The organism is Actinophytocola sp., from assembly GCF_009379765.1.
Classification (GTDB): Bacteria; Actinomycetota; Actinomycetes; order Mycobacteriales; family Pseudonocardiaceae; genus Actinophytocola.
Map to the genome: position 1 here is coordinate 92,809 of NZ_WHTD01000002.1, position 24,852 is coordinate 117,660.

27 protein-coding genes are annotated in these 24,852 nt (G+C 69.9%); 14 read left to right on the top strand and 13 right to left on the bottom strand.

Annotated features, from left to right (window positions below):
- Positions 1 to 8 precede the first annotated feature (8 nt).
- The 9 genes from GEV28_RS00980 to GEV28_RS01020 form a co-directional block, all read right to left on the bottom strand.
- Positions 9 to 908: a sigma-70 family RNA polymerase sigma factor gene (locus GEV28_RS00980; protein WP_291407532.1), complete on the bottom strand. Its 900-nt coding sequence runs from the start codon at positions 906 to 908 to the stop codon at positions 9 to 11.
- A gap of 580 nt (positions 909 to 1,488) precedes the next feature.
- Complete coding sequence (locus tag GEV28_RS00985; RefSeq protein ID WP_291407534.1) at positions 1,489 to 2,136, bottom strand: DUF4232 domain-containing protein; 648 nt, start codon at positions 2,134 to 2,136, stop codon at positions 1,489 to 1,491.
- A gap of 5 nt (positions 2,137 to 2,141) precedes the next feature.
- Positions 2,142 to 3,758: an NAD(P)-binding protein gene (locus GEV28_RS00990; protein ID WP_291407537.1), complete on the bottom strand. Its 1,617-nt coding sequence runs from the start codon at positions 3,756 to 3,758 to the stop codon at positions 2,142 to 2,144.
- Entirely contained in the window at positions 3,755 to 4,750 is a 996-nt protein-coding gene (locus GEV28_RS00995; protein ID WP_291407539.1) for a thiamine pyrophosphate-dependent enzyme, read from the bottom strand. The genes GEV28_RS00990 and GEV28_RS00995 overlap by 4 nt, the downstream gene beginning before the upstream one ends.
- Positions 4,751 to 4,758: 8 nt before the next feature.
- Positions 4,759 to 5,991, bottom strand: a complete 1,233-nt coding sequence (locus GEV28_RS01000; protein ID WP_291407541.1) for a transketolase C-terminal domain-containing protein — start codon at positions 5,989 to 5,991, stop codon at positions 4,759 to 4,761.
- Complete coding sequence (locus GEV28_RS01005) at positions 5,984 to 6,535, bottom strand: 2-oxoacid:acceptor oxidoreductase family protein (protein ID WP_291407610.1); 552 nt, start codon at positions 6,533 to 6,535, stop codon at positions 5,984 to 5,986. The genes GEV28_RS01000 and GEV28_RS01005 overlap by 8 nt, the downstream gene beginning before the upstream one ends.
- Before the next feature lie 106 nt (positions 6,536 to 6,641).
- Positions 6,642 to 7,538 (bottom strand): fructose-bisphosphate aldolase, encoded by an 897-nt coding sequence (locus GEV28_RS01010; protein ID WP_291407544.1) that lies wholly within the window; start codon positions 7,536 to 7,538, stop codon positions 6,642 to 6,644.
- 74 nt (positions 7,539 to 7,612) lie between these two features.
- The gene (locus GEV28_RS01015; protein ID WP_291407546.1) at positions 7,613 to 8,929 is read right to left on the bottom strand and encodes a HAMP domain-containing sensor histidine kinase; all 1,317 of its coding nucleotides are present in this window, start codon (positions 8,927 to 8,929) and stop codon (positions 7,613 to 7,615) included.
- Between the two features lie 10 nt (positions 8,930 to 8,939).
- Positions 8,940 to 9,620, bottom strand: coding sequence for a response regulator transcription factor (locus tag GEV28_RS01020; RefSeq protein ID WP_291407547.1), 681 nt, complete (start codon positions 9,618 to 9,620; stop codon positions 8,940 to 8,942).
- Between the two features lie 140 nt (positions 9,621 to 9,760).
- On the opposite strand from GEV28_RS01020, the gene GEV28_RS01025 reads away from it, so the two are divergent.
- The 4 genes from GEV28_RS01025 to GEV28_RS01040 all read left to right on the top strand — a co-directional run bounded on the left by GEV28_RS01025 (position 9,761) and on the right by GEV28_RS01040 (position 13,257).
- Positions 9,761 to 10,405, top strand: a complete 645-nt coding sequence (locus tag GEV28_RS01025; RefSeq protein WP_291407549.1) for a DUF2202 domain-containing protein — start codon at positions 9,761 to 9,763, stop codon at positions 10,403 to 10,405.
- Positions 10,406 to 10,493: 88 nt separating this feature from the next.
- Positions 10,494 to 11,867, top strand: a complete 1,374-nt coding sequence (locus tag GEV28_RS01030) for an MBL fold metallo-hydrolase (RefSeq protein WP_291407551.1) — start codon at positions 10,494 to 10,496, stop codon at positions 11,865 to 11,867.
- Positions 11,864 to 12,430: a rhodanese-like domain-containing protein gene (locus GEV28_RS01035; protein WP_291407553.1), complete on the top strand. Its 567-nt coding sequence runs from the start codon at positions 11,864 to 11,866 to the stop codon at positions 12,428 to 12,430. Before GEV28_RS01030 ends, GEV28_RS01035 begins: the two co-directional genes overlap by 4 nt.
- A 5-nt stretch (positions 12,431 to 12,435) precedes the next feature.
- Positions 12,436 to 13,257, top strand: coding sequence for a sulfite exporter TauE/SafE family protein (locus GEV28_RS01040; RefSeq protein WP_291407555.1), 822 nt, complete (start codon positions 12,436 to 12,438; stop codon positions 13,255 to 13,257).
- On the opposite strand, the gene GEV28_RS01045 is transcribed toward GEV28_RS01040, so the two are convergent.
- The 3 genes from GEV28_RS01045 to trxA are packed head-to-tail and all read right to left on the bottom strand — an operon-like array spanning position 13,232 to position 14,984.
- Positions 13,232 to 14,329, bottom strand: a complete 1,098-nt coding sequence (locus tag GEV28_RS01045) for a cysteine--tRNA ligase (protein WP_291407557.1) — start codon at positions 14,327 to 14,329, stop codon at positions 13,232 to 13,234. The two genes, GEV28_RS01040 and GEV28_RS01045, sit on opposite strands and share 26 nt — an antisense overlap.
- Entirely contained in the window at positions 14,326 to 14,589 is a 264-nt protein-coding gene (locus GEV28_RS01050) for a metal-sensitive transcriptional regulator (RefSeq protein WP_291407612.1), read from the bottom strand. The genes GEV28_RS01045 and GEV28_RS01050 overlap by 4 nt, the downstream gene beginning before the upstream one ends.
- A gap of 35 nt (positions 14,590 to 14,624) precedes the next feature.
- Positions 14,625 to 14,984 (bottom strand): thioredoxin, encoded by a 360-nt coding sequence (gene trxA / locus GEV28_RS01055; RefSeq protein WP_291407559.1) that lies wholly within the window; start codon positions 14,982 to 14,984, stop codon positions 14,625 to 14,627.
- Between the two features lie 215 nt (positions 14,985 to 15,199).
- Between trxA and GEV28_RS01060 the strand changes: the two genes are divergently transcribed.
- Genes GEV28_RS01060 through GEV28_RS01105 form a run of 10 tightly spaced genes read left to right on the top strand, consistent with a single transcriptional unit; the run spans position 15,200 to position 24,316 of the window.
- Positions 15,200 to 15,472: an acylphosphatase gene (locus tag GEV28_RS01060; RefSeq protein WP_291407614.1), complete on the top strand. Its 273-nt coding sequence runs from the start codon at positions 15,200 to 15,202 to the stop codon at positions 15,470 to 15,472.
- Positions 15,381 to 17,441, top strand: a complete 2,061-nt coding sequence (gene hypF / locus GEV28_RS01065) for a carbamoyltransferase HypF (protein ID WP_291407616.1) — start codon at positions 15,381 to 15,383, stop codon at positions 17,439 to 17,441. The genes GEV28_RS01060 and hypF overlap by 92 nt, the downstream gene beginning before the upstream one ends.
- A 5-nt stretch (positions 17,442 to 17,446) precedes the next feature.
- Positions 17,447 to 17,704, top strand: coding sequence for a HypC/HybG/HupF family hydrogenase formation chaperone (locus tag GEV28_RS01070; RefSeq protein WP_291407562.1), 258 nt, complete (start codon positions 17,447 to 17,449; stop codon positions 17,702 to 17,704).
- Positions 17,701 to 18,804 (top strand): hydrogenase formation protein HypD, encoded by a 1,104-nt coding sequence (hypD, locus tag GEV28_RS01075; protein WP_291407564.1) that lies wholly within the window; start codon positions 17,701 to 17,703, stop codon positions 18,802 to 18,804. Before GEV28_RS01070 ends, hypD begins: the two co-directional genes overlap by 4 nt.
- The gene (hypE, locus tag GEV28_RS01080; RefSeq protein WP_291407566.1) at positions 18,801 to 19,850 is read left to right on the top strand and encodes a hydrogenase expression/formation protein HypE; all 1,050 of its coding nucleotides are present in this window, start codon (positions 18,801 to 18,803) and stop codon (positions 19,848 to 19,850) included. The genes hypD and hypE overlap by 4 nt, the downstream gene beginning before the upstream one ends.
- Positions 19,851 to 19,864: 14 nt before the next feature.
- Entirely contained in the window at positions 19,865 to 20,968 is a 1,104-nt protein-coding gene (locus tag GEV28_RS01085) for a 4Fe-4S dicluster domain-containing protein (RefSeq protein WP_291407568.1), read from the top strand.
- Complete coding sequence (locus GEV28_RS01090) at positions 20,961 to 21,806, top strand: FAD/NAD(P)-binding protein (protein ID WP_291407570.1); 846 nt, start codon at positions 20,961 to 20,963, stop codon at positions 21,804 to 21,806. Before GEV28_RS01085 ends, GEV28_RS01090 begins: the two co-directional genes overlap by 8 nt.
- Positions 21,806 to 22,573, top strand: coding sequence for an oxidoreductase (locus GEV28_RS01095; RefSeq protein WP_291407571.1), 768 nt, complete (start codon positions 21,806 to 21,808; stop codon positions 22,571 to 22,573). Before GEV28_RS01090 ends, GEV28_RS01095 begins: the two co-directional genes overlap by 1 nt.
- Positions 22,554 to 23,852 (top strand): Ni/Fe hydrogenase subunit alpha, encoded by a 1,299-nt coding sequence (locus GEV28_RS01100; RefSeq protein WP_291407573.1) that lies wholly within the window; start codon positions 22,554 to 22,556, stop codon positions 23,850 to 23,852. The genes GEV28_RS01095 and GEV28_RS01100 overlap by 20 nt, the downstream gene beginning before the upstream one ends.
- Positions 23,849 to 24,316: a hydrogenase maturation protease gene (locus tag GEV28_RS01105; protein WP_291407575.1), complete on the top strand. Its 468-nt coding sequence runs from the start codon at positions 23,849 to 23,851 to the stop codon at positions 24,314 to 24,316. Before GEV28_RS01100 ends, GEV28_RS01105 begins: the two co-directional genes overlap by 4 nt.
- Here GEV28_RS01105 and GEV28_RS01110 read toward each other — a convergent pair.
- Positions 24,297 to 24,812, bottom strand: a complete 516-nt coding sequence (locus GEV28_RS01110) for a DUF6119 family protein (RefSeq protein WP_291407577.1) — start codon at positions 24,810 to 24,812, stop codon at positions 24,297 to 24,299. The two genes, GEV28_RS01105 and GEV28_RS01110, sit on opposite strands and share 20 nt — an antisense overlap.
- Between the last annotated feature and the right edge of the window lie 40 nt (positions 24,813 to 24,852).

The window sequence follows — 24,852 nt, forward strand, 5'->3', positions numbered from 1 at the left end:
GCAGAGCCTCAGCCCGCCCAGTGGAGCAGGAGCAGGTCCCGCGCGTCCTCGCGAAGCCGTTTGACCGCCTTGTTCTCGAGCTGACGCACCCGCTCCCGGCTGATCCCCAACTCGCCGGCGACGTCCACCAGCGTGCGCGGCCGGCCGCTGGTCAGGCCGTACCGCTCGGTTATCACCCGTGCCTGCCGCGGCGGCAGCGCGGCGACCGCGGCATGCACGTCCGCTACGAGTGCCAGGTGTTCAGCGGCGTCCGGACCTGACTCCGCATCGGCGTCCTCGATCACGTCACCCAGCCGCAGTTCCTCGTCCGCACGGAACGGGGCGTCCAGACTCACCGCACGCCGCCCGGCGCGACGGAGGTCGGCGACCCGGTGGGCCGGTATCCCGGTCTTGGCGGCCAGCTCGGCCACGCTCGGCTCGTGTCGGAGGCGCACCGTCAACGCCCGGTCGGCGATGCCGATCCGGTCCAGCGCCTCCATGACGTGAACCGGCAGCCGGATCGTGCGCGACTGCTCCATGACGCCGATCTCCATGGCCTGTCGGATCCACCATGCCGCATAGGTGGAGAACTTGTACCCCTTGGTGTAGTCGAACTTCTCCACCGCACGGATGAGACCGAAGTTGCCCTCCTGGATCGCGTCCAGCAATGGCATGCGGCGCCGGTAGTTCCGCCGGACAACAGTGACCACGAGCCGCAGGTTGGCCACGATCATCTTCTCCTTCGCCGCGCGCCCATCCCGGACGACCAAGTCGAGCTCACGACGCCGCGCTAAGGACAACCGGCGTTCCCCGGCATCCGCCGCACGTAACAGCTCCGCCGCGTACACCCCGGCCTCGACACGCTTGGCCAGCAGGATCTCCTCCTCGGCCGACAGCAACGGAACCGACCCGACCTCGTTCAGGTACAACCGGACAAGGTCGAGGTCACCGTCATGATCACGGTGCTGACCGCGTACACCATCACCGTTGTCGAACGACATCGAAGTCCCGCCCCTGACCGTCAACGCGACCGGCAACGAACCGGGCACGACGAACGCATCCGGCCGAACGTCCACGGCCCACCCCCTCCGCGAGGCTGGCCCCACCTAGCACCACAACCATTGCTCGCGTGACGACCGACGCCAGATGCCGAACGGCCCCAACCACGCACCAATCGGCCCACTACGACGAGGCCGAAGGTCCCAGGATGAACGTCGCGACCGCAGCCACACGTAGTGACCGGCCAGAGATGCCGCACGCCGAGACGGGTGTCGTTGCCAATTGCCTCAGCTGGGCTCTCACCAGTCAGGCTGGACCAAAGGCCCTGGAAACGATCCCGCAAACCCACCAGGCTGGTGACATATGGGGAGTCGCGGCGAGTGTTCCGGGCCGGCGGGGTACCGCACCGGAACACTCGCTTCGTAAGCAGCATGAACCCTTCCCATTTCGGCAGTACCCGTACTTCGGACCAAGGAACCGCGCCGGGTGATCTAGCCGCTTCGGCATCAGTTATCGGAGAGGCTGCCCTTCGCCGAGTTCGTCCACTCCGGCCAAGCCGGAGCCCTCATGCACGGTCCGCACGGTCAGATGGCTGCCGGGAAGGTCGCCGGCGCACGCGGTTGTCTCGAAGGGCACGAACTCCGCTCTCCGCTCGTGCGGCGGGTACGCCCGCAGCCCGCGCACGGCTGTCGGCCGGCAGGTCGCCTCGTCGAAGTTACCGATGTTGACGAAACCGACCGGTGCGGTGGCGGTCCCACCTGGCTTCAGGGTTACCGGTGGGCCTTTCGGCCCGACCTGTTCCGCCGCCTCGCCGATCTGGTGCCCATCGTCGCCGGTCACGAACGACATGCCGGGGAAGCCCTGGATCACGCGGGTTCGGCCACCCGTGTTCGTGAACACCAGTGCTCGGTAGACCGTACCCGCGGTGCCCTCTTCGGCGCCGAGGGACATGTCGACGTCACGCACGGTGCATACCGCGATCGTCGCTGGCTCGGACGTGGTGTCCGACGGGGGCGAGGTGGCCGTCGCCGGGGGCTGCGCCGAAGTCGTCGGTGCCGTTGGACCGCCGCCAGCCATCGGCGTGCCCGCGATCTCACTCGTGCACCCGGCGGCGAGTAGGAGCAGCAGCACACCGCAGCCCAGGATGGTTGGGCGCATGGTTGTCACGTCCTCTCGGGGAGCATGGTGATGGCACCGCTGGGACATTCGGCGACGCACAGGCCGCAGCCTTTGCAGTAGTCATAGTCGATCTCGTAGTGGTCGCCGACCTTGCGGATGGCGTTGTCGGGGCAGATGCCGTAGCAGTTGTCGCAGTTGAAGCAGTTGCCGCAGGACAGGCAGCGGCGGGCTTCGAACAGTGCGGTGGACTCGTCCAAACCGCCGACGACCTCGTCGAAAGTGGATGTTCGGCGAGCCGACTCCAACGCCGGCCGGACGGTGGCGGGTGCGTCGGAGTAGTACCACGTGTTGAGTCCGTCGTAGGTGGCGAGCGGCGCGGTGAGTGGCTCTTCGTGCACACTGCCACGAAGCCAGGCGTCGATGGCGCGGGCGGCTTTCTTGCCGTGGCCGACGGCGACGGTGACCGTGCGTTCGGCGGGGACCATGTCGCCGCCGGCGAAGATGCCGGGATGGCCGGTCATGAAATCCGGGCCGACCTTGACGACGCCGTCCTGTTCCTCGATGCCTGGCAGCCCGGCCAGGAGCGACAGGTCAGCGTTCTGGCCGATCGCGAGGACCAGCGAGTCGGCGCCCAGGTCCTCGAACTCGCCCGTGGGCCGGGGTTTCCCGGCGTCGTCGAGGCGCATCTTCTCGATCGTGATGCGGCCGGTGTCGACGTGGTGAACTGTGGATAGCCACCTCATCGTCACGCCTTCCTCGAGTGCCTCTTCGACCTCGATGTCGTGGGCGGGCATGCGGTCGCGGGTGCGGCGGTAGACGACGACTGCGTCGGTGGCGCCGAGGCGGCGTGCCGTGCGGGCGGCGTCCATCGCAGTGTTCCCGCCGCCGTAGACGGCGACGCGACGGCCGAGCATGGGCCGTTCCTCACCAGTCATAGACCGCAGCAGCGTGGTGGCGTCGAGGATCCGTGCGCCGTCGCCGGCCGGGATGTCCACTCGCTTGGCGATGTGCGCGCCGACGGCCAGGAACACCGCGTCGAACTCCCGCAGCGCCCCCAGTACATCGGTCACCGGATGCGACATCTCCATGGTCACGCCAAGATCCGCGACACGGGTGACCTCGGCGTCGAGCACATCGCGCGGCAGCCGGTAGGCGGGAATGCCGTACCGCATCATCCCGCCCGGGGCGCTGCCGGCGTCGCGAACGGTCACGTCATGGCCGAGCAGGGTGAGGTGGTAGGCGGCCGACAGACCCGACGGGCCTGCTCCCACCACGAGCACCCGCTTGCCGGACGACTCGACATCCACCGTAACCGTCCATTTGCGACGAATAGCCTCGTCGCCGAGGAACCGTTCGACGGAGTTGATGCCGACGGTCTCGTCGAGTTGTCCTCGGTTGCACGCGGTCTCACACGGCCGGTAGCAGACGCGACCCATGATCGCGGGGAACGGGTTGTCGGCGACCAGTGCCCGCCAGGCGTCCTCGTAGCGGCCTTCTTCCGCGTCGTACAGCCACTGCCGCACGTTCTCGCCGGCAGGGCAGGCGTTGTTGCACGGCGGCAGCAGGTTGACGTACTCGGGGCGTTCGGTGCGCCAGGTACCGGTCTTGTTGGCCAGGCTGGTGCCGGGTCCGAGTGTGATCGCGAACGGCTTGTCCATCATGACTCCTCGAGCAGCCCGAACTTGCGGATGTTGCGGTCGGCGGTGGCCTGGATGCGGGCGATGACGTCGGTGCGGGGCGGGTCGCCGAACAGGTGCGCGTAGCGGCGCTGGGGGCGCAGGTAGTCCTCGACCGGCACTCGCCGGCGGATCTTCGACGTGTCGACGATCTCGCCGTGCTCGGCCTCGAACACCGGGAACAGCCCGCTTTCCTTGGCGAGCCGGGCGATGCGGATGGTGTCGGCCGCCGGAGTACCCCAGCCCAGCGGGCACGGCACGAGCACGTGCAGGTAGCGGGCGCCGCGGAACTCCATCGCCCTGGCGACCTTGTACTCCAGGTCCCGCAGCTCGGCCACCGTCGCCGTTGCCACATAAGGGATTTCGTGCGCCATCGCGATCATCGGGACGTTCTTGCCCTGCCCGAACACGTTCCCGGGTTCCGGGCCGACCGCTTGGGTGGTGGCGGTTCGGGCGGCCGGCGGGGTCGCGCCGGAGCGCTGCACGCCGGTGTTCATGTAGGCCTGGTTGTCGTAGCAGATGTAGAGCACGTCGTCGTTCCGCTCGAACATGCCGGACAGGCAGGCGAACCCGATGTCGACGGTGCCGCCGTCCCCGCCCTGGGCAACGACGCGAACATCCTTGTTTCCCTTGGCCTTCATCGCGGCGGTCACCCCGGTGGCGACGGCGGGCGCGTTGCCGAACAGCGAGTGGATCCACGGCACCTGCCACGACGTCTCTGGGTACGGTGTGGAGAACACCTCCAGGCAACCGGTGGCGTTGACTGCCACCATCTGCCGGTTCGTGGCGCGCATGGCGGCGTCGATCGCGTAGCGGGCGCCGAGCGCCTCGCCACAGCCCTGGCAGGCGCGATGCCCGCAGGTCAGCGAGTTCGCGCGGGCGGGATCGGCCTGCACCGAACGGTCCTCGATGGGCAGCAGCCGGTTGCCGACGACGAAGCTGCCGGTCTGGTAGAACTTGACGGTCTTCGCGGGCATGGCTGGCCTCAGCTTTCTGCGACGCGATCGAGGTCACGCAGTAGGTTCTCGGCGGTGGGCCCGGAACGCGGGCTCTCCCGCCTGCGCCGTAGCTCGCGCTCGACGAGGTCGGTGTTCAGGTCGAGGAAGGTCAGCGGGGCGGGGTCGCCCCAGAGCAGGAAGTCACGGAGCGAGGCCTCGGTGACGGGCCGGCCGCCGAGTCCGGCGACGACGGTGTGCAGTGGCCGGTCGGTGATCGCGGCACGCACGTCCGCGGTCACGATCCCGCCGGTGCCCACGGAGAACGCCCGCTCCAGCACGATCACCCGCGACGCGTCGCGGACGGCGGCCCGCAGCGCGTCGTACGGGAACGGCCGGAACGTCGTGATACCAACAACACCGACACGGACGCCTTCATCACGCAGTTCGTCCACGGTGTCCTTGAGGGTGCCCAGCACGGAGCCGAGCGCGATCACGACCGTCTCCGCGTCCTCGGTCCGGTACGGGCGCACGAGGCCACCGGAGGGCCGGCCGAACCGGTCCGCGAACTCGGCGGCCACAGCCGGCACGACCGTCAACGCGTCCAGCTGCCGCATGTGCGCCAGGTAACGGACTTCAGTGAACGCCTCCGGGCCCACCATCGCGCCCATCGACACCGGGTCGGCGGGGTCGAGAACGTGCCGCGGCTCGTACGGTGGCAGGAACGCGTCCACCTCGTCCTGGGCCGGCACGTCGACCCGCTCGAACGCGTGCGTGAGGACGAAACCGTCCATGCACACCATGACCGGGGTGGACAGTTCCTCCGCGATACGGAACGCCTGGATGTGCAGGTCGAGTGCTTCCTGGTTGGTCTCCGCGTAAAGCTGGAGCCAACCACTGTCCCGCTGGGACATCGAGTCGCTGTGGTCGTTCCAGATGTTGATCGGCGCGCCGATCGCCCGGTTCGCCACGGTTATCACGATCGGCAGCCCAAGCCCGGACGCGTTGTACACCGCCTCCACCATGTACAGCAGCCCCTGGCTCGCGGTCGCCGTGTACGCCCGCGCACCAGCCGCCGACGCCCCGATCGCCGCCGACATCGCCGCGAACTCCGACTCCACGTTCACGTACTCACACGGCTGCAGCTCGCCGGACTTCACCATCGCGGACAACGCCTCGACGATGTGCGTCTGCGGCGAGATCGGATAAGCGCTGATGACCTCGGGCCGGCACAGCGCGACACCCTCTGCGACGCCGCGGGAGCCTTCGATCTGTCTAAGCATGCTGGCGCTCCTCCACCTTGGCACGGACGATCTCGAAGGCCCGGGTGGCCGCGGCGACGTTTGCCTCGGCGATCTTGCCGGCGAACCGCTCCCGGATGGCCGTGCTCACCGAGGCCAGCGAAACGAGGCCGCTCGCGGCGGAGAAACCGCCCAGCAGTGCGGCGTTGGGCACCGGGCGACCGACCAGCTCCTGTGCGATCTCGGTGGCCGGCACGACGAACACGTTGCTGACCTCGAGGGCGATGTCCTTTGTGGAGTTCACGAGGACGAGGCCGTCCTGGCGCAGTCCGTCCAGTACCGGCAACCGGCCCAACAACGTTGGATCCTGGACGATCACCGCGTCCGGCAGGACGATGGGCGCGTGTGTGCGGATCTCGCGATCGGCGATCCGGCAGTACGCCACGACCGGCGCGCCGGTCCGCTCGGACCCAAAGCTGGGGAACGCCTGCGCGTGCCGCCCTTCCAGGAACGCGGCCACCGACAGCAGTTCCGCCGCGGTGACCACGCCCTGTCCACCGCGGCCATGTACCCGTACCTCGAACATCGTGGTCACGTCCCCACGACCGGTGCACGCGAAGCGGCCAGCTCACGCATCCGCTGCTCGGTCGTCACCACGGGGTGCATACGTGTTGCCACCATGACGTTCCTCCTCACCATGTGCTGCCGTACTTGGCGAGCACCTCACGGAGCCGCTCGACGAACCGCAGCGAGTCGTCGTGGTCGCGTTGCCAGACGTTGCGGCCGAAGATGAGCCCGGTCGCGCCGGCGGCCATCGACTGCCGGGCCTTCTCGATCATGGCTTCGTCGCCGGCCTTCGTGCCGCCGGAGACCAGCACCATGGTGCGGTTGGCCGAGCGGACGACGGCGTCGATGGCCTGCTGTGTCGAGAAGGTCGCGCCGTACTGCTCGGGGGTGCCGGTTTGCTTGTCGGGGTGCGGGAAGTTCACCTTCACCATGTCAGCACCCAACTCGCTCGCGACGCGGACTGCGTAGTCGACCGCGTAGAAGGAGTCCTTGCCGCCCTTGGCCTCGACGGCCGCGCCACGCGGGTAGGCCCACACGATCAGCGGTATCCCGAGGCGTTCGGCGTCGGCCCGGATCTGGCGGTACTGGGCGAAGTCCTGTTGCTGCGCGGGTGTGCCGACGTAGAGGGTGTAGCCGATGGCGTCCGCGCCGAGCCGGACCGCGTCCGAAACGCTGGCGTGTACCGGGGAGAGTGCCGCGTCGTCGGCGGGGATGTCGGTTTTGCCGTTCAGCTTCAGTACCAGGGGCAGCTCACCGGCGAAGTCCCAGTAGAACTTCTCCGCGAGACCGACCTGCAGGACGATGCCGTTGAACCCGCCTTCGAGGGCCAGCCGGATCACGTATTTCGGGTCACTGGCGGCGGGGTTGGCGAAGAAGTCACGCGGCCCGTGCTCGAATCCCTGGTCGTACGGGAGGAACAGCGCCGTGCCGTTGCGCAGGCCGTGCTGGTGCAGGATGCGGTGCAGCCGGGCCTTCTTACCGGTGTCGAGTCCCAGCCGCGCCAGCGATGGACGTGTGGTCATCGCACACTTCCTTTCCTTGTGCCTCACCACCACCCTCTCGCCGGCGAAGGCGGCCACCCAGATCCTTTCGTCGGTCACCGCCGGGACTTTCGGCCCGGTAGGCGGATCGTGATGGTGGTTCCCCCGCCGGGGCCGGACTCGGCGGTGACGCTGCCGCGATGGGCGGTGACCAGCTCACGCACCACCGCCAGCCCGATGCCCGAGCCGGCGATCGTGGCGCTGCCCCGGCCACGCCACATGCGGTCGAACACGTGCGGCAGCTCGTCTTCCGGGATACCGGGCCCCGTGTCGCTGACCGACACCGTCGGTGTGCCGTCGACCATGCCGGCGCGCACGGTGAGCCGGTCGCCGGGCCGCCCGTAGCGTGCGGCGTTGGCGACGACGTTGCCGAGTGCCTGGTGCAGGCGATCCGGGTCGGCGTGGATGATCACGCCGTGGGCCAGCTCCGTGTGCACCTCCAGCCCAGTGGCACGGAGCTGTGCGGCATGCGCGCCGAGGACCGACTCGGCGACGACTGCCAGGTCGACGTCGGTCGGGTGCAGCGACAGCGCGGCGGCCTCGGCGGCGGCGAGCGCCGCGAGGTCGTCGACCACGCGGCCCAGGCGCAGTGCCTGGTCATGCAGGTCGGAGAGCCGGTGTGGGTCGGCTGGCGCGAGGCCGTCGCGGAGTTCCTCGAGACCGGCCCGCAGCGCGGCGAGTGGCGTGCGCAGTTCGTGGGCGACGTCCGCGGTGAGGTCACGCCGATTCCGTTCGGTGTTCGTCACCGCGTCGGCCATGGTGTCGAAGGCCGTGGCGAGCGTGCCCAGCTCACCGGGTGCACGCACCCGCGCCCGGGCAGACCGGTCCCCGATGGCGAACGCGCGGGCGGCGGCGGCCAGACGCGTGAGCGGGTCGGTGATACGCCGGCTGACGAACCAGCTCGCCGCGATGGCCACCGCGAGCGCCGTGGCCGCGGCGACGGCGATCCACAGCCAGGTGACGTCCCGGGCCGCCGAGCCCGCGGTGGCGCCGTAGGTGAGGCGGACCGAACCCACCGTCGTGCCGTCGACCATGACCGGCGCCTCCGCGTGGTCGGCGACCGACATGGTGCCCATGCCCGGACCGCCGTGTCCGTGTCCCGGGTTCGACACCACCCGTCCATGCTCGTCGAGCACGATCAGGTGTGCGCCGGCTGCGGCCGACGCGGCGGAGGTGAGGTCCAGGCCGGTCCACCCCCGGGCCCGGCGGTAGGCGGCGGCCACCTCGTCGGCGGCTCGCGTCGCGGCCCGGTCCCGTTCGGTGGACTCGGCGGCGGCGAGCCCGCGGCCGGTGCCGGCTAGGGCGGCGGCGGTGAGCACGGCGACCGACGACAGGGCGACCAGAAGGAAGGCGGCGAACAGCCGCCCTCGCAAGGTTGTCCGCTCACCGGTCACGGCGCAGCCCCAAGCGGTAACCGACGCCCTGCACGGTCTCCACGATGTCCTGGCCGTCAGGGCCCAGTTTGTGGCGCAGGTTCTTCACGTGTGAGTCGATCGTGCGCTCATAGCCGGCGAACTCGAAGCCACGCACGCGGTTGATCAGTTCGTAGCGGGAGTACACCCGCCCCGGCACGGCCGCCAGCGCGGCGAGCAGCCCCCATTCGGTGGGAGTCAGGTCCAGCACGGCACCGTCCACTGTGGCCTCGTGCCGCTCCTCGTCGATCCGGAGTCGACCATCCTCATAGGACAGAGCGGCAGACTGTTCCCGGCCGAGGACGCGACCCAGCACGGCCTGCACGCGCAGTACCAGCTCGGTCGGGCTGAACGGTTTCACCACATAGTCGTCGGCGCCGAGCCGCAGCCCGGCGATCCGGTCCGCGACCTCACCCCGCGCGGTGAGCACCACCACCGGCACGCCGTCGGCCGCCCGCAGCACCTCGAGCCCGTCGAGGTCCGGCAGGCCGAGGTCGAGCACCACCAGCTCGGCCGTGTGCCGCGCCAGCAGGTCCAACGCCTGCACACCCGACCCAGTCGCGAGCACGCCGAAGCTGGCGCGCTCCAGGTAGCGGCGCACCAACTCGCGAATCTCCCGATCGTCCTCGACGACCAGCACCGTGCTGCCCACGTTCCCGGTTCTACGTCGGTAGCACCGCGCGGCGCGAGGGACCAAAGACCTCCACACCATCTCCACACGTCCGGCATCGGCTCCGCACACCACCCGGCGACGCTGACGGTGCAGACCGAGGCAAGAAGAAAGGAGGAGCCATGAAGGCTCGAACCGCACTCATCGCGATCGCGGTAGGCGCCGCCGCGGTTCTGGGTGTCCTCGCCGCCGCGCCGGCACTGGCAGGGCCGGCGAACGGCACCGGACCAGGCTTCGACCCTGGACCGGGCATGAGCACCGGACCAGGACCGGGCGCCGGGACCATGCGCGGGACAGGCGGCTGCCTGTTGGGCACCGCGCTGAGCGGCACGCTGACCACCGAGCAGCAGACCACGCTCACGGCCAACGCCGACGAGGAGAAACTCGCACACGACCTGTACGCCGAGTTCGCCACCCGCTACGACGCCGTGGTCTTCGACCGGATCGCCGACGCCGAGACAGTGCACCTGTCGGCCGTCCGCACCCTGCTGGACCGCTACGGGATAACCGACCCCACGGCGGACCGGGCACCGGGCAACTTCGCCACCCCGGCCGTCCAGACCACCTACGACGACCTGCTCGCCACGGGGCTCACCGGTGAGCGCGCCGCGCTCGAGGTGGGCGTGACGGTCGAGACCGCGGACATCGACCAGCTGCGCACCGCGCTCGAAGGTCTCACCGCGCCCGACGTCCAGCGCGTCTACACCCACCTGCTCATGGCATCGGAGCACCACCTCGCCGCGTTCACCACGTGGCTGGGCCGCTGAACAGGCCGTTCGACATACCCCCGGGGGTATCGCTATCGTTGATGGCGAGATACCCCTGGGGGTATTTGCTTCGAGAGGAGAAACGCAGATGTCGATCGATGTCGAGGTGGTGGCGACCACGTCACTGGGTGACCGGAGCTATTTGGCGCACGACGGCAGAGTGGCGGTGGTGGTCGACCCACAGCGGGACATCGACCGGGTGGTGCTGCTGGCCGGACGGTTCGGCGTGCGGATCACCCATGTCGTGGAAACCCACCTGCACAACGACTACGTGTCCGGCGGGCTGGCGCTGGCGAAGCTGACCGGCGCGGCGTATCTGGTGGCCGCGGCCGAGAAGGTGGCGTTCGACCGGGTGCCGGTGGCCGACGGCGACGAGGTCACGGTGTCCGAGGGCATGCGGCTGTCGGTGGCCGCGACACCGGGGCACACGTTCCACCACGTGTCGTATGTGCTGCATGGCCCCGATGGCCCGGAAGGGGTGTTCACCGGCGGGTCGTTGTTGTTCGGCACCACCGGGCGCACCGACTTGCTGGGTCAGGAGCACGCCCACGACCTCGCGCACCACCAGCACACTTCTGCACGCCGGCTGGCCGACCTGCTCCCTGACGGCACGCGGGTGTGGCCGACGCACGGGTTCGGCAGCTTCTGTTCCGCCACCCAGGCCGACGGTGAGGCGTCGACCATCGGGCGGGAGAAGGTCGCGAACCCGGCGTTGCGCCTGGAGGCCGATGACTTCGTCGAGCAGACGCTCGCCGGCCTGGATGCCTATCCGGCCTACTACGCGCACATGGGTGTGCGTAACGCCGAGGGCGCCGACCTGGTCGACCTGACCCCGATCACGCTCGTCGACCCGGCTGGGCTGCGCACACGGCTCGAGGCCGGGGAGTGGGTGGTGGACCTGCGTTCCCGCAAAGCGTTCGCCTACCGGCACCTCGCCGGCACGGTCAGCATCGGGCTCGACGGCGCGATGTCGACCTGGGTGGGCTGGCTCGTGCCGTGGGACGCGCCGGTCACCCTGCTCGGCGAGTCCGCCGCGCAGGTCGCCGAGGCCCAGCGCGAGTTGACGCGGATCGGCATCGACCGCCCCGCCGCCGCGGCCACCGGACAACCGGAGGGCTGGGCCGGCGGGCAGGAGGATCGGCTGGCGGAGCTGGACATGGCCACGTTCGCCGACCTCGCCGCCGCCCGCGCGGGCCGGCTGCCGCGCGGTCTGCCCGCGCCCGAGGTCGTGCTCGACGTGCGGCTGGCCGGTGAGTGGCAGCAGGACCACCTGGACGGCGCGGTGCACGTCCCGCTCCCGGAACTGGCCGACCGGGTCGGCGAGTTGGGCGACGGGGTGGTGTGGGTGCACTGCCAGTCGGGTTACCGGGCCGCAATCGCGGCGAGCCTGCTCACCCGGGCCGGCCGGCGGGTGGTCTGCGTCGATGATGACTTCACCACCGCGGCGAGGGAACTCGCATGATCAAGTCCACAGTAGATACTCAGGCTCTGCTGGAGATGCTCGAGTCCGGGCACGGGCCACGGCTCATCGATGTGCGCACGCCGGGTGAGTTCGCCGCCGGGCACATCGAGGGCGCCTACAACGTGCCGCTGGACCTGCTGCGCGAGCACCGCGCCGAACTGCGCGAGCACCTCGACGAGACGGTGGTGCTGATCTGCCGGTCCGGGCAGCGCGCCGCAAAGGCCGAGCAGGCACTGGCCGGCGTGGGCCTGCCCAACCTGCGCCTGCTCGACGGCGGCATCACCGCATGGGAGGCGGCCGGCGCGCCGGTGCGGCGGGCCCGGCCGCGCTGGGACCTGGAGCGTCAGGTCCGATTGGTTGCCGGAAGCCTGGTGCTGGCGGCGGTTCTGGTGGGTCTGGTGTTCTCGCCGGTGACGTGGCTGGCCGCGCTCGTCGGCGCCGGCCTCGCCGTGGCCGCGGTCACCAACACCTGCCTGCTGGGCAAGCTGCTCACCAAACTGCCCTACAACCGCGGCCCACGCACCACGGTCCAGTCAATCGTGACCGCACTCGGTCGGGGCTGACCGGCATGCTGGCACTCACCCTCGCCGCTGCCGTGCTTGTCGGGGTCACGCTCGGCGTCCTCGGCGGCGGCGGGTCGATCCTCACCGTGCCGATCCTGGTCTACCTCGCCGGGCTCGACGCCAAGCACGCCATCGCGATGTCGCTGTTCGTCGTCGGCGTCACCAGCGCGATCGGTGTCATCGCCCACGCGCGGGCCGGGCGGGTGCGCTGGCGCACCGGACTCGTGTTCGGCGCCGCCGCGATGGCCGGCGCATACGGCGGCGGCAGGCTCGCGGCGCTCATCCCCGGCGAATGGCTGCTCGCCGGGTTCGGGGTGATGATGCTGGCCACCGCAGTCGCGATGCTCCGCGAACCCCGCACCGCCACCTCGACACGCCACGAACTATCCGTGCCCCTCGCCGTCAGCGAAGGGGTCGTGGTCGGCGCGGTCACCGGTCTCGTCGGCGCGGGCGGCGGGTTCCTGGTGGTGCCGGCGCTGGTGCTGCTCGGCGGGTTGCCGATGGCCGTCGCGGTCGGCACGTCGCTAGTGGTGATCGCGATGAAGTCGTTCGCCGCGCTCGCCGGTTACCTCGCCACCGTTCACATCGACTGGACGCTGGCCCTGGCGGTCACAGCAGCCGCGGTGCTCGGCGGCGTTCTCGGTGGCCGGCTCGCCGGTCGCGTCCCGGACCGTTTGCTGCGCAAGGGTTTCGGCTGGTTCGTGGTCGTCATGGGCGTGTTCGTCCTCGCCCAGCAACTGCCACCGGTCTGGTGGCCGATCCTCGCGATCCTCGCGATCGGCGCGGTCGCAGTGATCGCAGTCAGGCGAGTCCCAGCACGGAGATGAGCAGGCGGGCAGCGTCTCCGCCCGCCTGCGCCGCGACGGCGATCGCGGCCGGCACGTCCAGGTCGCGTGCCAGTAGTTGGCACACCTCGTCAACCGCGCCGGAACCGGACCGCGCGGCGGCCTCGTGCAGCAGCCGCACCCGGTCTGCGGCGGTGTCCAGAAGTTCGGGCCGGTAGTCCCAGCTCTCCTGCCACGGCCGGTCGAGGATCATCATCCGCACCGCAGCCGCAGGATGCTCGGTGAGCAGGCCGGCGAGCAGCACGAGGTTCCCGCTTGATTTGGCCATCTTCGCGCCGTCAACGGTCACCGTGCCGACGTGGAACCATGCCCGCGTGTGCGGTGCGACGCCGGTGAACGCCTCAGCGATCGCAGCGTGGTAGGAGTGGTGCGGGAAACTCAGGTCCGCGCCACCGGCGTGCACGTCCATCCCGGCGCCGAACACGGACAGGGCCATCACCACACACTCGGCGTGCCAACCCGGCCGGCCCTGCCCCCACGGCGACAGCCACGTCTGGTGGTCGTGCTCGACGGCCTGCCACAGCGCAACGTCGAACGGATCGTCCTTGTCCGGATCGTCCGGCCGTCCGCCGAACTCGGCCGCGAGCCGCAACGCCGTCACCTGCTCCGCATCCGCGCGGACGGGGACGCCGGCACCGCGGAAGTACACCGATCCCGACCGCTCGTAGGCCGCGCCGGACTCAAGCAGCGCCGCGGCCAGTCGGACCACCGCGCCGACGTAACGGTGCGCCCAGGGCTCATGGTCCGGACGACGCACGTGCAGCGCCGACATGTCCCCCGCGAACAAGAACTCCTGGAACGCCGCGAAGTCATCGGCACGACTCCCGGCACGCATGGCTGCCGAGTCCAGCACGTCGTCCACATCGGTGACGTTGCGGCACACGACCGGCTCGACACGCAGACACCGGCGCAGCACCCGCGCGAGGGTGTCCACCCATACGAACGTCGCGGCGTGACCGAGATGCGTCACGTCATAGGGCGTGATGCCGCACGTGTAGATCCGCGCCCGGTCCAGCAACGCCAACCGCCAGCCCGCGATCGTCAGGGTGTTCATGCCAGTGTCAGAAACAGCTTCTCCAGCCGCGCACGGTCCACGGCCGCCTGCTCCGACCCATCAGCCACACAATGCTCCAGCCCACTGGCGATCAGCCGGAACCCAGCACGGTCCAACGCCCGCGACACCGCCGCCAGCTGGATGATCACGTCCTCGCAGTCCCGCCCGGACTCGATCATCTGGACAATGCCACCCACCTGCCCCTGTACCCGCCGCAACCGCTTCGTCACGTCGGACAGGACGTCCTCGCTCAGCTCCACCACGCCACCTCCAGTACCCCCGAGGGTATACGACGTCAGTCCGAGGTGGACAGCGATGTGCGCACCTCGACCATGTCGACCTCGCCGACCTTCTCGGTCAGCTGCTCAAGCGCGGCCGCCGGCAGGGCACCCGGCTGCGAGTAGAGCACCACACCGTCCCGAACCGCCATCAGCGTCGGGATCGACGAGACCCCGAACGCCTGCGCCAGCGCGACCTGCGCCTCGGTGTCGACCTTGCCGAAAACGATGTCCGGATGCCGCTCCGCCGCCTGCTCGAACACCGGCGCGAACATCCGGCACGGCCCGCACCACGCCGCCCAGAAGTCCACCAACACCGTGCCCGACCCACTCACCACGTCATTGAAATTCTGCTCGGTCAACTCGACCGTCGCCATCAGGTTCCTCCTCCTCAGATACCCCCTACCGTATAGGTAACTCGCCGGGTCGGCGCGATGTTCCCGACGTACACGCGGGCGGAACGTCGTGGTTCGGCGGGGACCAAGGACCCTGGCTGCGCCGGTTCCCCGCAGTCAGGCTCGAAGTCGTGAGGACCTGTCCCGAACCCAGTAGCGCCGCCGAGGTCGCGGTGCGGGTCGAGGTGTACGGCACCGTGCAGGGCGTCGGTTTCCGACCATTCGTCTACCGGCTCGCCACAGACCTTCGGCTACGTGGCGACGTCCGCAACGCGGGCGGACACGTAGTGGTCCGGCTCACGGGGCACCCCGACGCCGTCGACGAGTTCCTCACCCGCCTCACCAGCGAGCCCCCCCAGCCAGTCCCACATCGTCCGGATCGCCGTCACCAAGAACACCTGCCCACCCACGAACACGTTCACCATCCTCGCCAGCAGTGCCGATCCGGTCGACCTCGCCGGCCCTCGTGACCTGCCACCGGATCTGGCCACCTGCGACGCCTGCCTGCGCGAGCTGTTCGACCCGACCGACCGGCGGTTCCGCTACCCGTTCCTCAACTGCACCGACTGCGGGCCGAGAGCAACCATCGTCGGCGACCTGCCCTACGACCGCTCCCGCACAGCCATGCGGGCCTTCCCGATGTGTGACCCATGCGCGACCGAGTACCGGGACCCGGCGAACCGCCGGTTCCACGCCGAGCCAACGGCCTGCCCCGACTGCGGCCCGCGACTCCACTGGGACGGCGCGACGGATGTGGACGCACTCGCGGCCGCCGAAGCGGTGATCTCCGCCGGTGGCCTGGTCGCCGTCAAGGGCGTAGGCGGCTTCCAGCTGGTGTGCGCGGCGAACGCGCAACCGGCGGTGGCACGCCTACGTGCGGCGAAACACCGCCCGCACAAGCCGTTCGCGGTCATGACCAACGACGTCACCGCGCTGGTGGTGGTGGACCCGCCCGCCGAGGCAGCTCTCCGCTCCACGGCCCGGCCCATCGTGCTGCTGCCCAGACGGGCGGACGCGCCGGTCGCCGAAGCGGTCGCGCCAGGGCTCGCCGAACTGGGCGTCTTCCTGCCCTACAGCCCACTGCACCACCTGCTGCTGGCCGACCTGGACATGCCGCTGGTGGTGACGAGCGGCAACCGGTCCGACGAGCCGATCGCGATCGACGACGACCAGGCGGCGGCCGTGCTCGGCCCGTTCGTCGACGGCATCCTCGGCCACGACCGCCCGATCTGGTCGCGCTACGACGACTCCGTGGCGCGCGTGGTGTCCGGTCGCCAGCAGGTGATCCGGCGCGCCAGGGGCTACTCCCCCGCGCCGCTACCACTGCCGGCGGCCACACCCCAGCCGCTGCTCGCCGTCGGCGCACAACTGAAGAACACCGTGACCCTGGGCATCGACGTGCAAGCCGTCACCGGACCACACCTCGGCGATCTGTCCGATGTGGACACTCATGCCGCGTTCCTCGACTCGATCGCCGCGCTGTCCCGGCTGCACGCGCTCGATCCGAAGGTCGTGGCCCACGACCTGCACCCCGGTTACCTGTCCACCCAGCACGCGCGGAAGTGGTGGGCCGCGCGGAACCGGGTCGGGGTGCAGCACCACCACGCGCACGTCGCCGCCACCGCTGCCGAACACGGGGTCACCGGGCCGTTCCTGGGCCTGGCCTACGACGGTCTCGGTCTCGGCGACGACGGCACGCTGTGGGGCGGCGAGCTCCTGCTGTGCGACTACACGCGTTACCGCAGGCTCGCCCGGTTCGGCACCGCCCCGCTGCCGGGCGGCGAGGCCGCGGTACGCCACCCGGCCAGAATGGCGCTCGGCTACCTCTTCGGCGCCGAGGACCGGCTGCCGGACCGCCTCGCCGCCGAGCTGGCGCGCGGCGTCACCGAACGGCTGGGCAGCAAGCAGGTCACGCGCGTCCGGCGGCTTGTCGCCGCGAATGTCAACTGTCCCAGAGCTTCCAGTGCCGGCCGGTTGTTCGACGCCGCGTCCGCACTGCTCGGGCTCTGCGACGAGACCACCTACGAGGGCGAGGCCGCGGTGCTGCTGGAGGCGGCGGCACGTCGCTGTGCCGGCGAGCCCGAGCCGCTGCGGTGGACGCTGCGCAGGCGCAGTGAGCTGTGGGTCTACGACCCCGCGCACACGCTCGTCGACGTGGCCACCTCGGACGAACCGGTGGCGACGGTCGCGCGGCGCTTCCACCACACCATCACCGAGGTCTCCGTCGCCATGGTCACCGAGTGCGCGCAGGAGACCGGCGTGCGCACGGTATGCCTCGGCGGCGGCGTGTTCCAGAACGCGCTCCTGGCCGGCGAGCTGATCACCGAACTAGCCGGCCAGGGCTTCGATGTCCACATCGGACAGCGGGTACCGGTCAACGACGGCGGCATCAGCTACGGCCAGGCCGTGGTCGCCGCGGCGACTCTCAACGAAGGGTGAGGCTCATGTGTCTGGGTGTGCCCGGCCGGATCGCGGCCGTCGACTACGAGGACGGGCTCGGGAGGCCGTGGATGGGCACGGCCGACTTCGACGGTGTGCAACGTCCCGTGTGCCTCGCCTACACCCCGGAGGTAAACGTGGGTGACTACGTGATCGTGCACGTCGGCTTCGCCATCAGCCAGGTCGACGAGGAGGAGGCGGCACGCACCCTCGCGGTGCTCAAGGCCATACCCGACGCACTGACCTCGGAGTTGGGGCCATGAAGTACCTCGACGAGTACCGCGACCCGGTGCTGGCCCGCAGTCTGCTCGCCGAGCTGACGGCCACCGCAACGAAACCGTGGGCCATCATGGAGGTGTGCGGTGGGCAGACGCACACCCTTGTCCGACAGGGCATCGACGAGCTGCTGCCGGCCGGTGTCCGGATGATCCACGGCCCCGGCTGCCCGGTGTGCGTCACTCCACTCGCGATGGTGGACAAGGCCGTGGCGATCGCGAGCCGCCCCGAGGTGATCTTCACCAGCTACGGCGACATGCTCCGCGTGCCCGGCACGACCGGTGACCTGCTCGGCGTGAAGGCGCGGGGTGGTGACGTGCGGGTGGTCTACACCCCGCTCGACGCCGTGCGGATCGCGGAGCGGAACCCGGACCGGCAGGTGGTGTTCTTCGCCGTCGGCTTCGAGACCACCGCCCCGGCCAACGCCATGGCAGTGCTCCGCGCCGCCGCACTGGGCCTGCCGAACTTCACCGTGCTGGTCAGCCACGTGCTCGTGCCGCCAGCGATCACCGCCATCCTCGACGCGCCGGACAACCAGGTGCAGGCGTTCCTCGCCGCCGGACACGTGTGTGCGGTCATGGGCTTCACCGAGTACGAACCGCTCGCCGCCCGCTACCACGTGCCGATCGTCGTCACCGGGTTCGAACCGTTAGACCTGCTCGAAGGCATCCTCATGGCGACCCGTCAGTTGGAGGAAGGGCGGGCCGAGGTCGAGAACCAGTACGTCCGCGCCGTCGACCGTGCCGGCAACACCGAGGCGCAAAAGGCTGTGCGGCGGGTGTTCCGGCTCACCGATCGCGACTGGCGCGGCATCGGCACCATCCCCACCAGCGGCCTCACCCTCACCGAGGAGTACGCGGCCTTCGACGCCGAGACCCGGTTCGCGGTCGGCGACCTGCGTGCCCGCGAGCACCCCGACTGCATTGCCGGTGACGTGCTGCGCGGCACTCGCCTGCCGACCTCGTGCTCCGCCTACGGCACCCGTTGCACGCCGAGGAACCCGCTCGGCGCGCCCATGGTGTCCGCGGAGGGCACGTGCGCCGCCTTCTACCACGCCGGTCGGCAGTCCACAGTGGAGGAATCATGACGACGTTCGACCCACTGGCCATCACCTGTCCCACACCGCACGCGGAGACCGAGCGGGTGCTGCTGGGGCACGGGTCCGGCGGACAGCTGATGGCCGAACTGCTCCGGGACGTCATCACCCCGGCACTGGGTGGTGGCGGCGTCCTGGAGGACGCCGCGGTCGTCTCCGTCGCCGGAACGCAGATCGTGTTCAGCACGGACAGTTTCGTCGTCACACCACGGTTCTTCCCCGGCGGGGACATCGGGTCGCTCGCGGTCCACGGCACGGTCAACGACGTCGCCATGCGGGGAGCGACCCCGGTAGCGCTGTCAGTGGCCTACGTGCTCGAGGAGGGCCTGCCGATGACCGAACTGCGCCGGATCACCGCGTCGGTGGCGACGGCGGCGCACGCGGCCGGCGTGCCGGTGGTCACCGGTGACACGAAGGTGGTCGAGCGGGGCAGCGCGGACGGCATCTACCTGACCACAACGGGAATCGGTGTCCGCCCGCCCGGTGTCGACCCGTCTGCCGCGAAGTGCCGGCCGGGTGACGTGGTGCTGGTGTCCGGCCCGATCGGCGGGCACGGCATGGCGATCCTGTCCGCCCGCCAGGACCTCGGCTTCGACTCCGACATCGTCTCGGACAGCCAGCCACTGCACCTGTTGGTGCGGACCATGCTGGACGTCGGCGGCGCGGCCGTGCACGCGTTGCGGGACCCGACACGCGGCGGGGTGGCGAGCGCGCTCAACGAACTTTCCGAGGCATCCGGCGTGTCCATCGAGGTTGACGAGGCCGCGCTGCCGGTGTCGCCGCAGGTCGCGGCCGCGTGCGAGACCCTCGGCCTGGACCCGCTGCACGTCGCCAACGAGGGCTGTCTGATCGCGATGGTGGCGCCGGAGTCGGCGGACCGGGTCCTCGCCGCCATGCGCCGGCGCCCGGAAGGCGTGACGGCCCGCGCGATCGGCCGCGTGGGCGACGGGCCCGGCCGGGTCACCGTACGCACGCTCGTCGGCTCGTCGCGGGTCCTGGACATGCTCGTCGGGGAACAGCTTCCCCGCATCTGCTGAATCGGAGGCCCACCATGAAACTCATTGAGCACAGTGACCTCGACATACTGATGCGGGTACTGCGCGGCGAGGGGTACACGGTCGTCGGCCCGACGGTCCGGGACGGGGCGATCGTCCTGGCCGAGCTGACCGGCGCGGACCAGTTGCCGACCGGTTGGGGTGTGGAGGCCGACGCAGGCCGGTACCGGCTGGTGGCACGGGATGACGAGATGACGTTCGGACACGCCGCGGGTCCGGGATCGTGGAAGTCGTTCCTGCACCCCGCGCACGAGAGGCTGACGACCGCCGAGTGGGACGAGTCCGGCCTGGTGTTCCACGCCGCGGCGGAACCGCCGCCCCGCTACGCGTTCCTCGGTGTCCGGCCGTGCGACCTCGCGGCCATGGGCGTGCTCGACGGGGTGCTCGCGCGTGGCGCCTACCCGGACCCGAGCTACACCGCGCGCCGCGACGGTGTGTTCGTGATCGCGGTCAACTGCACCGAACCCGGCAGCACGTGCTTCTGCGTGTCCATGGGCGGCGGACCCAAAGCTGGTGCCGGCTACGACCTCGCCATGACCGAGCGGCTCGACGAGCACGGGCACCGGTACCTGGTCGACGCCGGCAGCACCGCCGGCCAGCAAGTTCTCGACCGCTTGCCGCACCGGCCGGCGGAACCCACCGACGTCGCGGGCGCCGACGCGGACCTCTCCGCCGCGGCGGAGAAGATGGGGCGGGCAATGCCGGAAGTCGACCTGCGGCAACTGCTCGCCGACAACCGCGAGTCGCCGCACTGGGACGACATCGCGAGCCGCTGCCTGTCCTGCGCCAACTGCACCATGGTCTGCCCCACGTGCTTCTGCACCACCACCGAGGACGTCACCGACCTCACCGGCGACCACGCGGAACGCTGGCGCCGCTGGGACTCCTGCTTCAACCTCGACTTCTCCTACCTCCACGGCGGAGAGGTCCGCACCAGCACCGCCAGCCGCTACCGCCAGTGGATCAGCCACAAGCTCTCCACCTGGCACGACCAGTTCGGCACCTCGGGCTGCGTCGGCTGCGGCCGGTGCATCGCCTGGTGCCCCGCCGGCATCGACATCACCGAAGAAGCGGCGAAGCTGGTGGACAGCCATGACTGAGACCCTCACCCATCCCGAGACCCGGGACCCGATGCTGCCGACCCGGTACACCGTCGTGGACCGCGTCGTCGAGACCCGGGACAGCGCGACACTCACGCTCGCCCCCGTCGCCGAGTCCCTGCCACGGTTCCGGCCGGGTCAGTTCACGATGATCTCCGTGCCGGGTGTCGGCGAGATCGCCGTGTCGATCAGCGGCGACCCCCGCTACGAGCACATCCTGGTGCAAACTGTTCGCGCGGTCGGTGCGGTTAGCCAAGCGATCCACGACGCCGCTCCCGGCACCGTCCTCGGCGCGCGCGGCCCGTTCGGCACGGACTGGGACCTGCCGAGCGCGGCCGGCGCTGACCTGCTCCTGGTCGCCGGCGGGATCGGGCTCGCACCCCTGCGGCCGGTCCTGCTCGGCGCACTCGCCTGCCGGGCGCGCTACGGCCGGATCACGCTCGTGCTCGGCGCGCGGACACCGGCCGAGATCCTGTACCGCGAACAGGTCCGCTCCTGGACAGAGGACCTCTCCGTGATGTCCACAGTGGACCACCCGACACCGGGATGGCACGGGCGGGCGGGTCTGGTCACCGCGCCGCTCGCCGAGGCCGAGCTGGACCCGGCATGCACGGTCGCGTTCCTGTGCGGGCCCGAGGTAATGATGCGGTTCAGTGCCGAGTGCCTGCTCGAGCGGGGAGTCCCTGCTCAGCGCATCCGGCTTTCGCTGGAGCGCAACATGAAATGCGGAATCGGCCTGTGTGGACACTGCCAGTTCGGCCCCCTGCTCGTCTGCCGGGACGGCCCGGTCCTCCACTACGGGCAGGTCGCCGACCTGCTCACGGTCAAGGAGCTGTGATGGACACACCCACACTCGCAGTCTGGAAGCTCACCTCCTGCGACGGCTGCCAACTCACCCTCCTCAACTGCGAGGACGAGCTGCTGCCGCTGGCCGGTCAGGTGCGGATCAAGCACTTCATCGAGGCCTCCAGCGCGATCGAGCCAGGCCCGTACGACGTGTCGCTGGTCGAGGGCTCGATCACCACCGAGGAGGAAGCCGAGCGGATCAAGGACATCCGAGCGCAGTCGAAGGTGCTGATCGCGCTCGGCGCGTGCGCCACCGCCGGCGGCATCCAGGCCCTGCGCAACTTCGGCGACGTCGCCGAGTTCCGCTCACTGGTCTACGCCCAGCCGCAACACATCGCCACCCTCGCCACCTCGACCGCGGTCGCCGACCACGTCCAGGTCGACTACGAGCTACGCGGCTGCCCCATCGACCGCCACCAACTGCTGGAGGTGCTGTCAGCGTTCCTGGTAGGCCGCAAGCCGGACCTGCCCGACGACAGCGTGTGCACCGAATGCAAGCGGCGCGGCATCACCTGCGTCATGGTCAGCGAGGGCATCCCCTGTCTCGGGCCGGTCACCCACGCCGGCTGCGGCGCGCTGTGCCCCGCCTACCGGCGTGGCTACTTCGGCTGCTTCGGCCCGGTGCGCCACCCGAACACCGACGCGCTGGTCCGGCAGCTGACCGCCTGCGGCATGTCCGATGTGGACATAGACCGGGTGTTCCGCACCTTCACCGCACCAGCATTCCAGGGAGCCAGCGATGACCCACAGAAGCGGTAGCCGCCGCCTCGGCGTCAAGGCACTCACCAGAGTGGAAGGCGAGGGTGGCCTGAACGTAACCGTCCATGACGGACAGGTGACCGATGTGCAGCTGCACATCTACGAGCCGCCACGGTTCTTCGAGGCGTTCCTGCGCGGCCGCGGCCACACCGAACCGCCCGACATCACCGCCCGCATCTGCGGGATCTGCCCGGTCGCCTACCAGATGAGCGCGTGCCAGGCGATCGAGGACGCCTCCGGCGTGCGGGTCGGCGGCCAGCTCGCCGAGCTGCGGCGGCTGCTGTACTGCGGCGAGTGGATCGAAAGTCACGCACTGCACATGTACCTGCTGCACGCCCCGGACTTCCTAGGCCTACCTGACGCCATCGCCCTCGCCCAACAGGATCGTGCCACCGTAGAACGCGGCCTCGCACTCAAGAAGGCCGGCAACGCGATCATGGAACTGGTCGGCGGCCGGGCCATCCACCCGATCAACGTCAAGCTCGGCGGCTTCTACCGGCTGCCGAGTCCGGTCGAGCTGGCCACGCTCGTTGACCCGCTCCGCCGAGCACTCGACGACGCCATCGCCACCGCCCGCTGGGCAGCCACGTTCGACTTCCCGGACGTGACAATCGACCACGAGTTCCTGTCCCTGCGCGACCCCGGCCGCTACCCGATCGACACCGGCACCCTGGTCTCCAGCGGCGGCCTCGACTTCCCGCCCGCCGACTACCTGACACACGTCGAGGAGCACCAGGTCCAGCACTCCACCGCACTACATGCCGCACTGGACGGCCACACGTTCCTGGTCGGTCCGCTCGCCCGCTACACGCTCAACCACATGTGGCTCTCCCCCACCGCACGGGAGGTGGCCGCCGAGGTCGGCCTCGGTCCACAGTGCCGCAACCCGTTCCGCGGCATCCTCGTCCGCGCGGTGGAGACGATCTACGCCATCGACGAGGCGCTGCGGATCATCGCCGCCTACGACCCACCCGCACAGCCGGCAGTCGACGTGCACCCCCGCGCCGGCACCGGCCACGGCGTCACTGAGGCACCCCGCGGCCTGCTCTACCACCGCTACCGCATCACCGACGACGGCACCATCTCCGACGCCACAATCGTCCCGCCAACCGCACAGAACCAACCCGCCATCGAGGCCGACCTGCGCACGGTCGTGTCCAGTGCACTCGACCTCGACGACCACGAGCTGGCCCACCTGTGCGAACGCACGATCCGCAACTACGACCCGTGCATCTCCTGCTCGGCACACTTCCTCGACCTCACGGTGACCAGAACATGAAGGCCGTCATCATCGGCGTCGGCAACGAGTACCGCCGCGACGACGGCATCGGCCCGGCCGTCGCCGACCGCATCGGACGCCGCGCCCTACCCGACGTCGAGGTCATCACCACCGACGGCGAACCAACCCGCGTGCTGGACGCGTGGACCGACAAGGATATCGCGGTGGTGATCGATGCCGCCGTGCTCCGCGAGCCCACGCCCGGCCGCGTCCACCGCATGGCGGTCGACGACCTCCCGGACGACAAACCGGCCCGCAGTTCACACGGCCTCGGCATCCCAGAGGCTGTCGAACTTGCCAAGGCACTCGACCGTCTGCCCGGCCGGCTCGTCTTCTACACCGTCGAGATCACCGAAACCGGCTACGGCCCCGGCCTCTCCACCCCCGTAGCCGCCGCCATCGCACCGGTCATCGCCGCCGTACTACAGGAACTCTCCCTGGGCGTTACTGAGAAATCGTCTTGACCGTGACGGTGTAGCCGAGGTTTCGGACCCGGTGAGCCTCGTTGACGAGGCTGATGCGCGAGAAGAACGGCAGGCTGGAGATCGTCCCGCCTCTCCAGTCACCGAGAAACGCGAAGACGACCTCTAACTCGTCACGACGGCTTTCCGCAGCCGCGAGCACTGACTGCACCGTGGTCAAGAGCTTCGGTGAGCGAGCACGTTCGGCAAGTAGCTTGTTGAACGGTCCCCGAGTCTCGGCGGGACGGTGCAGCATCTCGCAGCTGTTCGCCGCCCGCAGAAAGAGATGGCTCAAGGCGGATGACTTGCCCTTGCGCTTGACATGAACGAGCGCACCCGTTTCAGCTACCAGGTCGCAGGCCTCGAATTTCGTCTCTCCTGGAATTTCGATCAACGCTCGATCCAGACAGATGAAATCGTCCCTGTGGTCCTTGCCGACCTTTGTGTTGTACGCCGGCTCGGTCGTGCGCCGTCCACCTGAAACCCGGCACTGACGCATTCCAGGATGGACGCCGAGTCGATCAGCCTGTCGGGCCTCG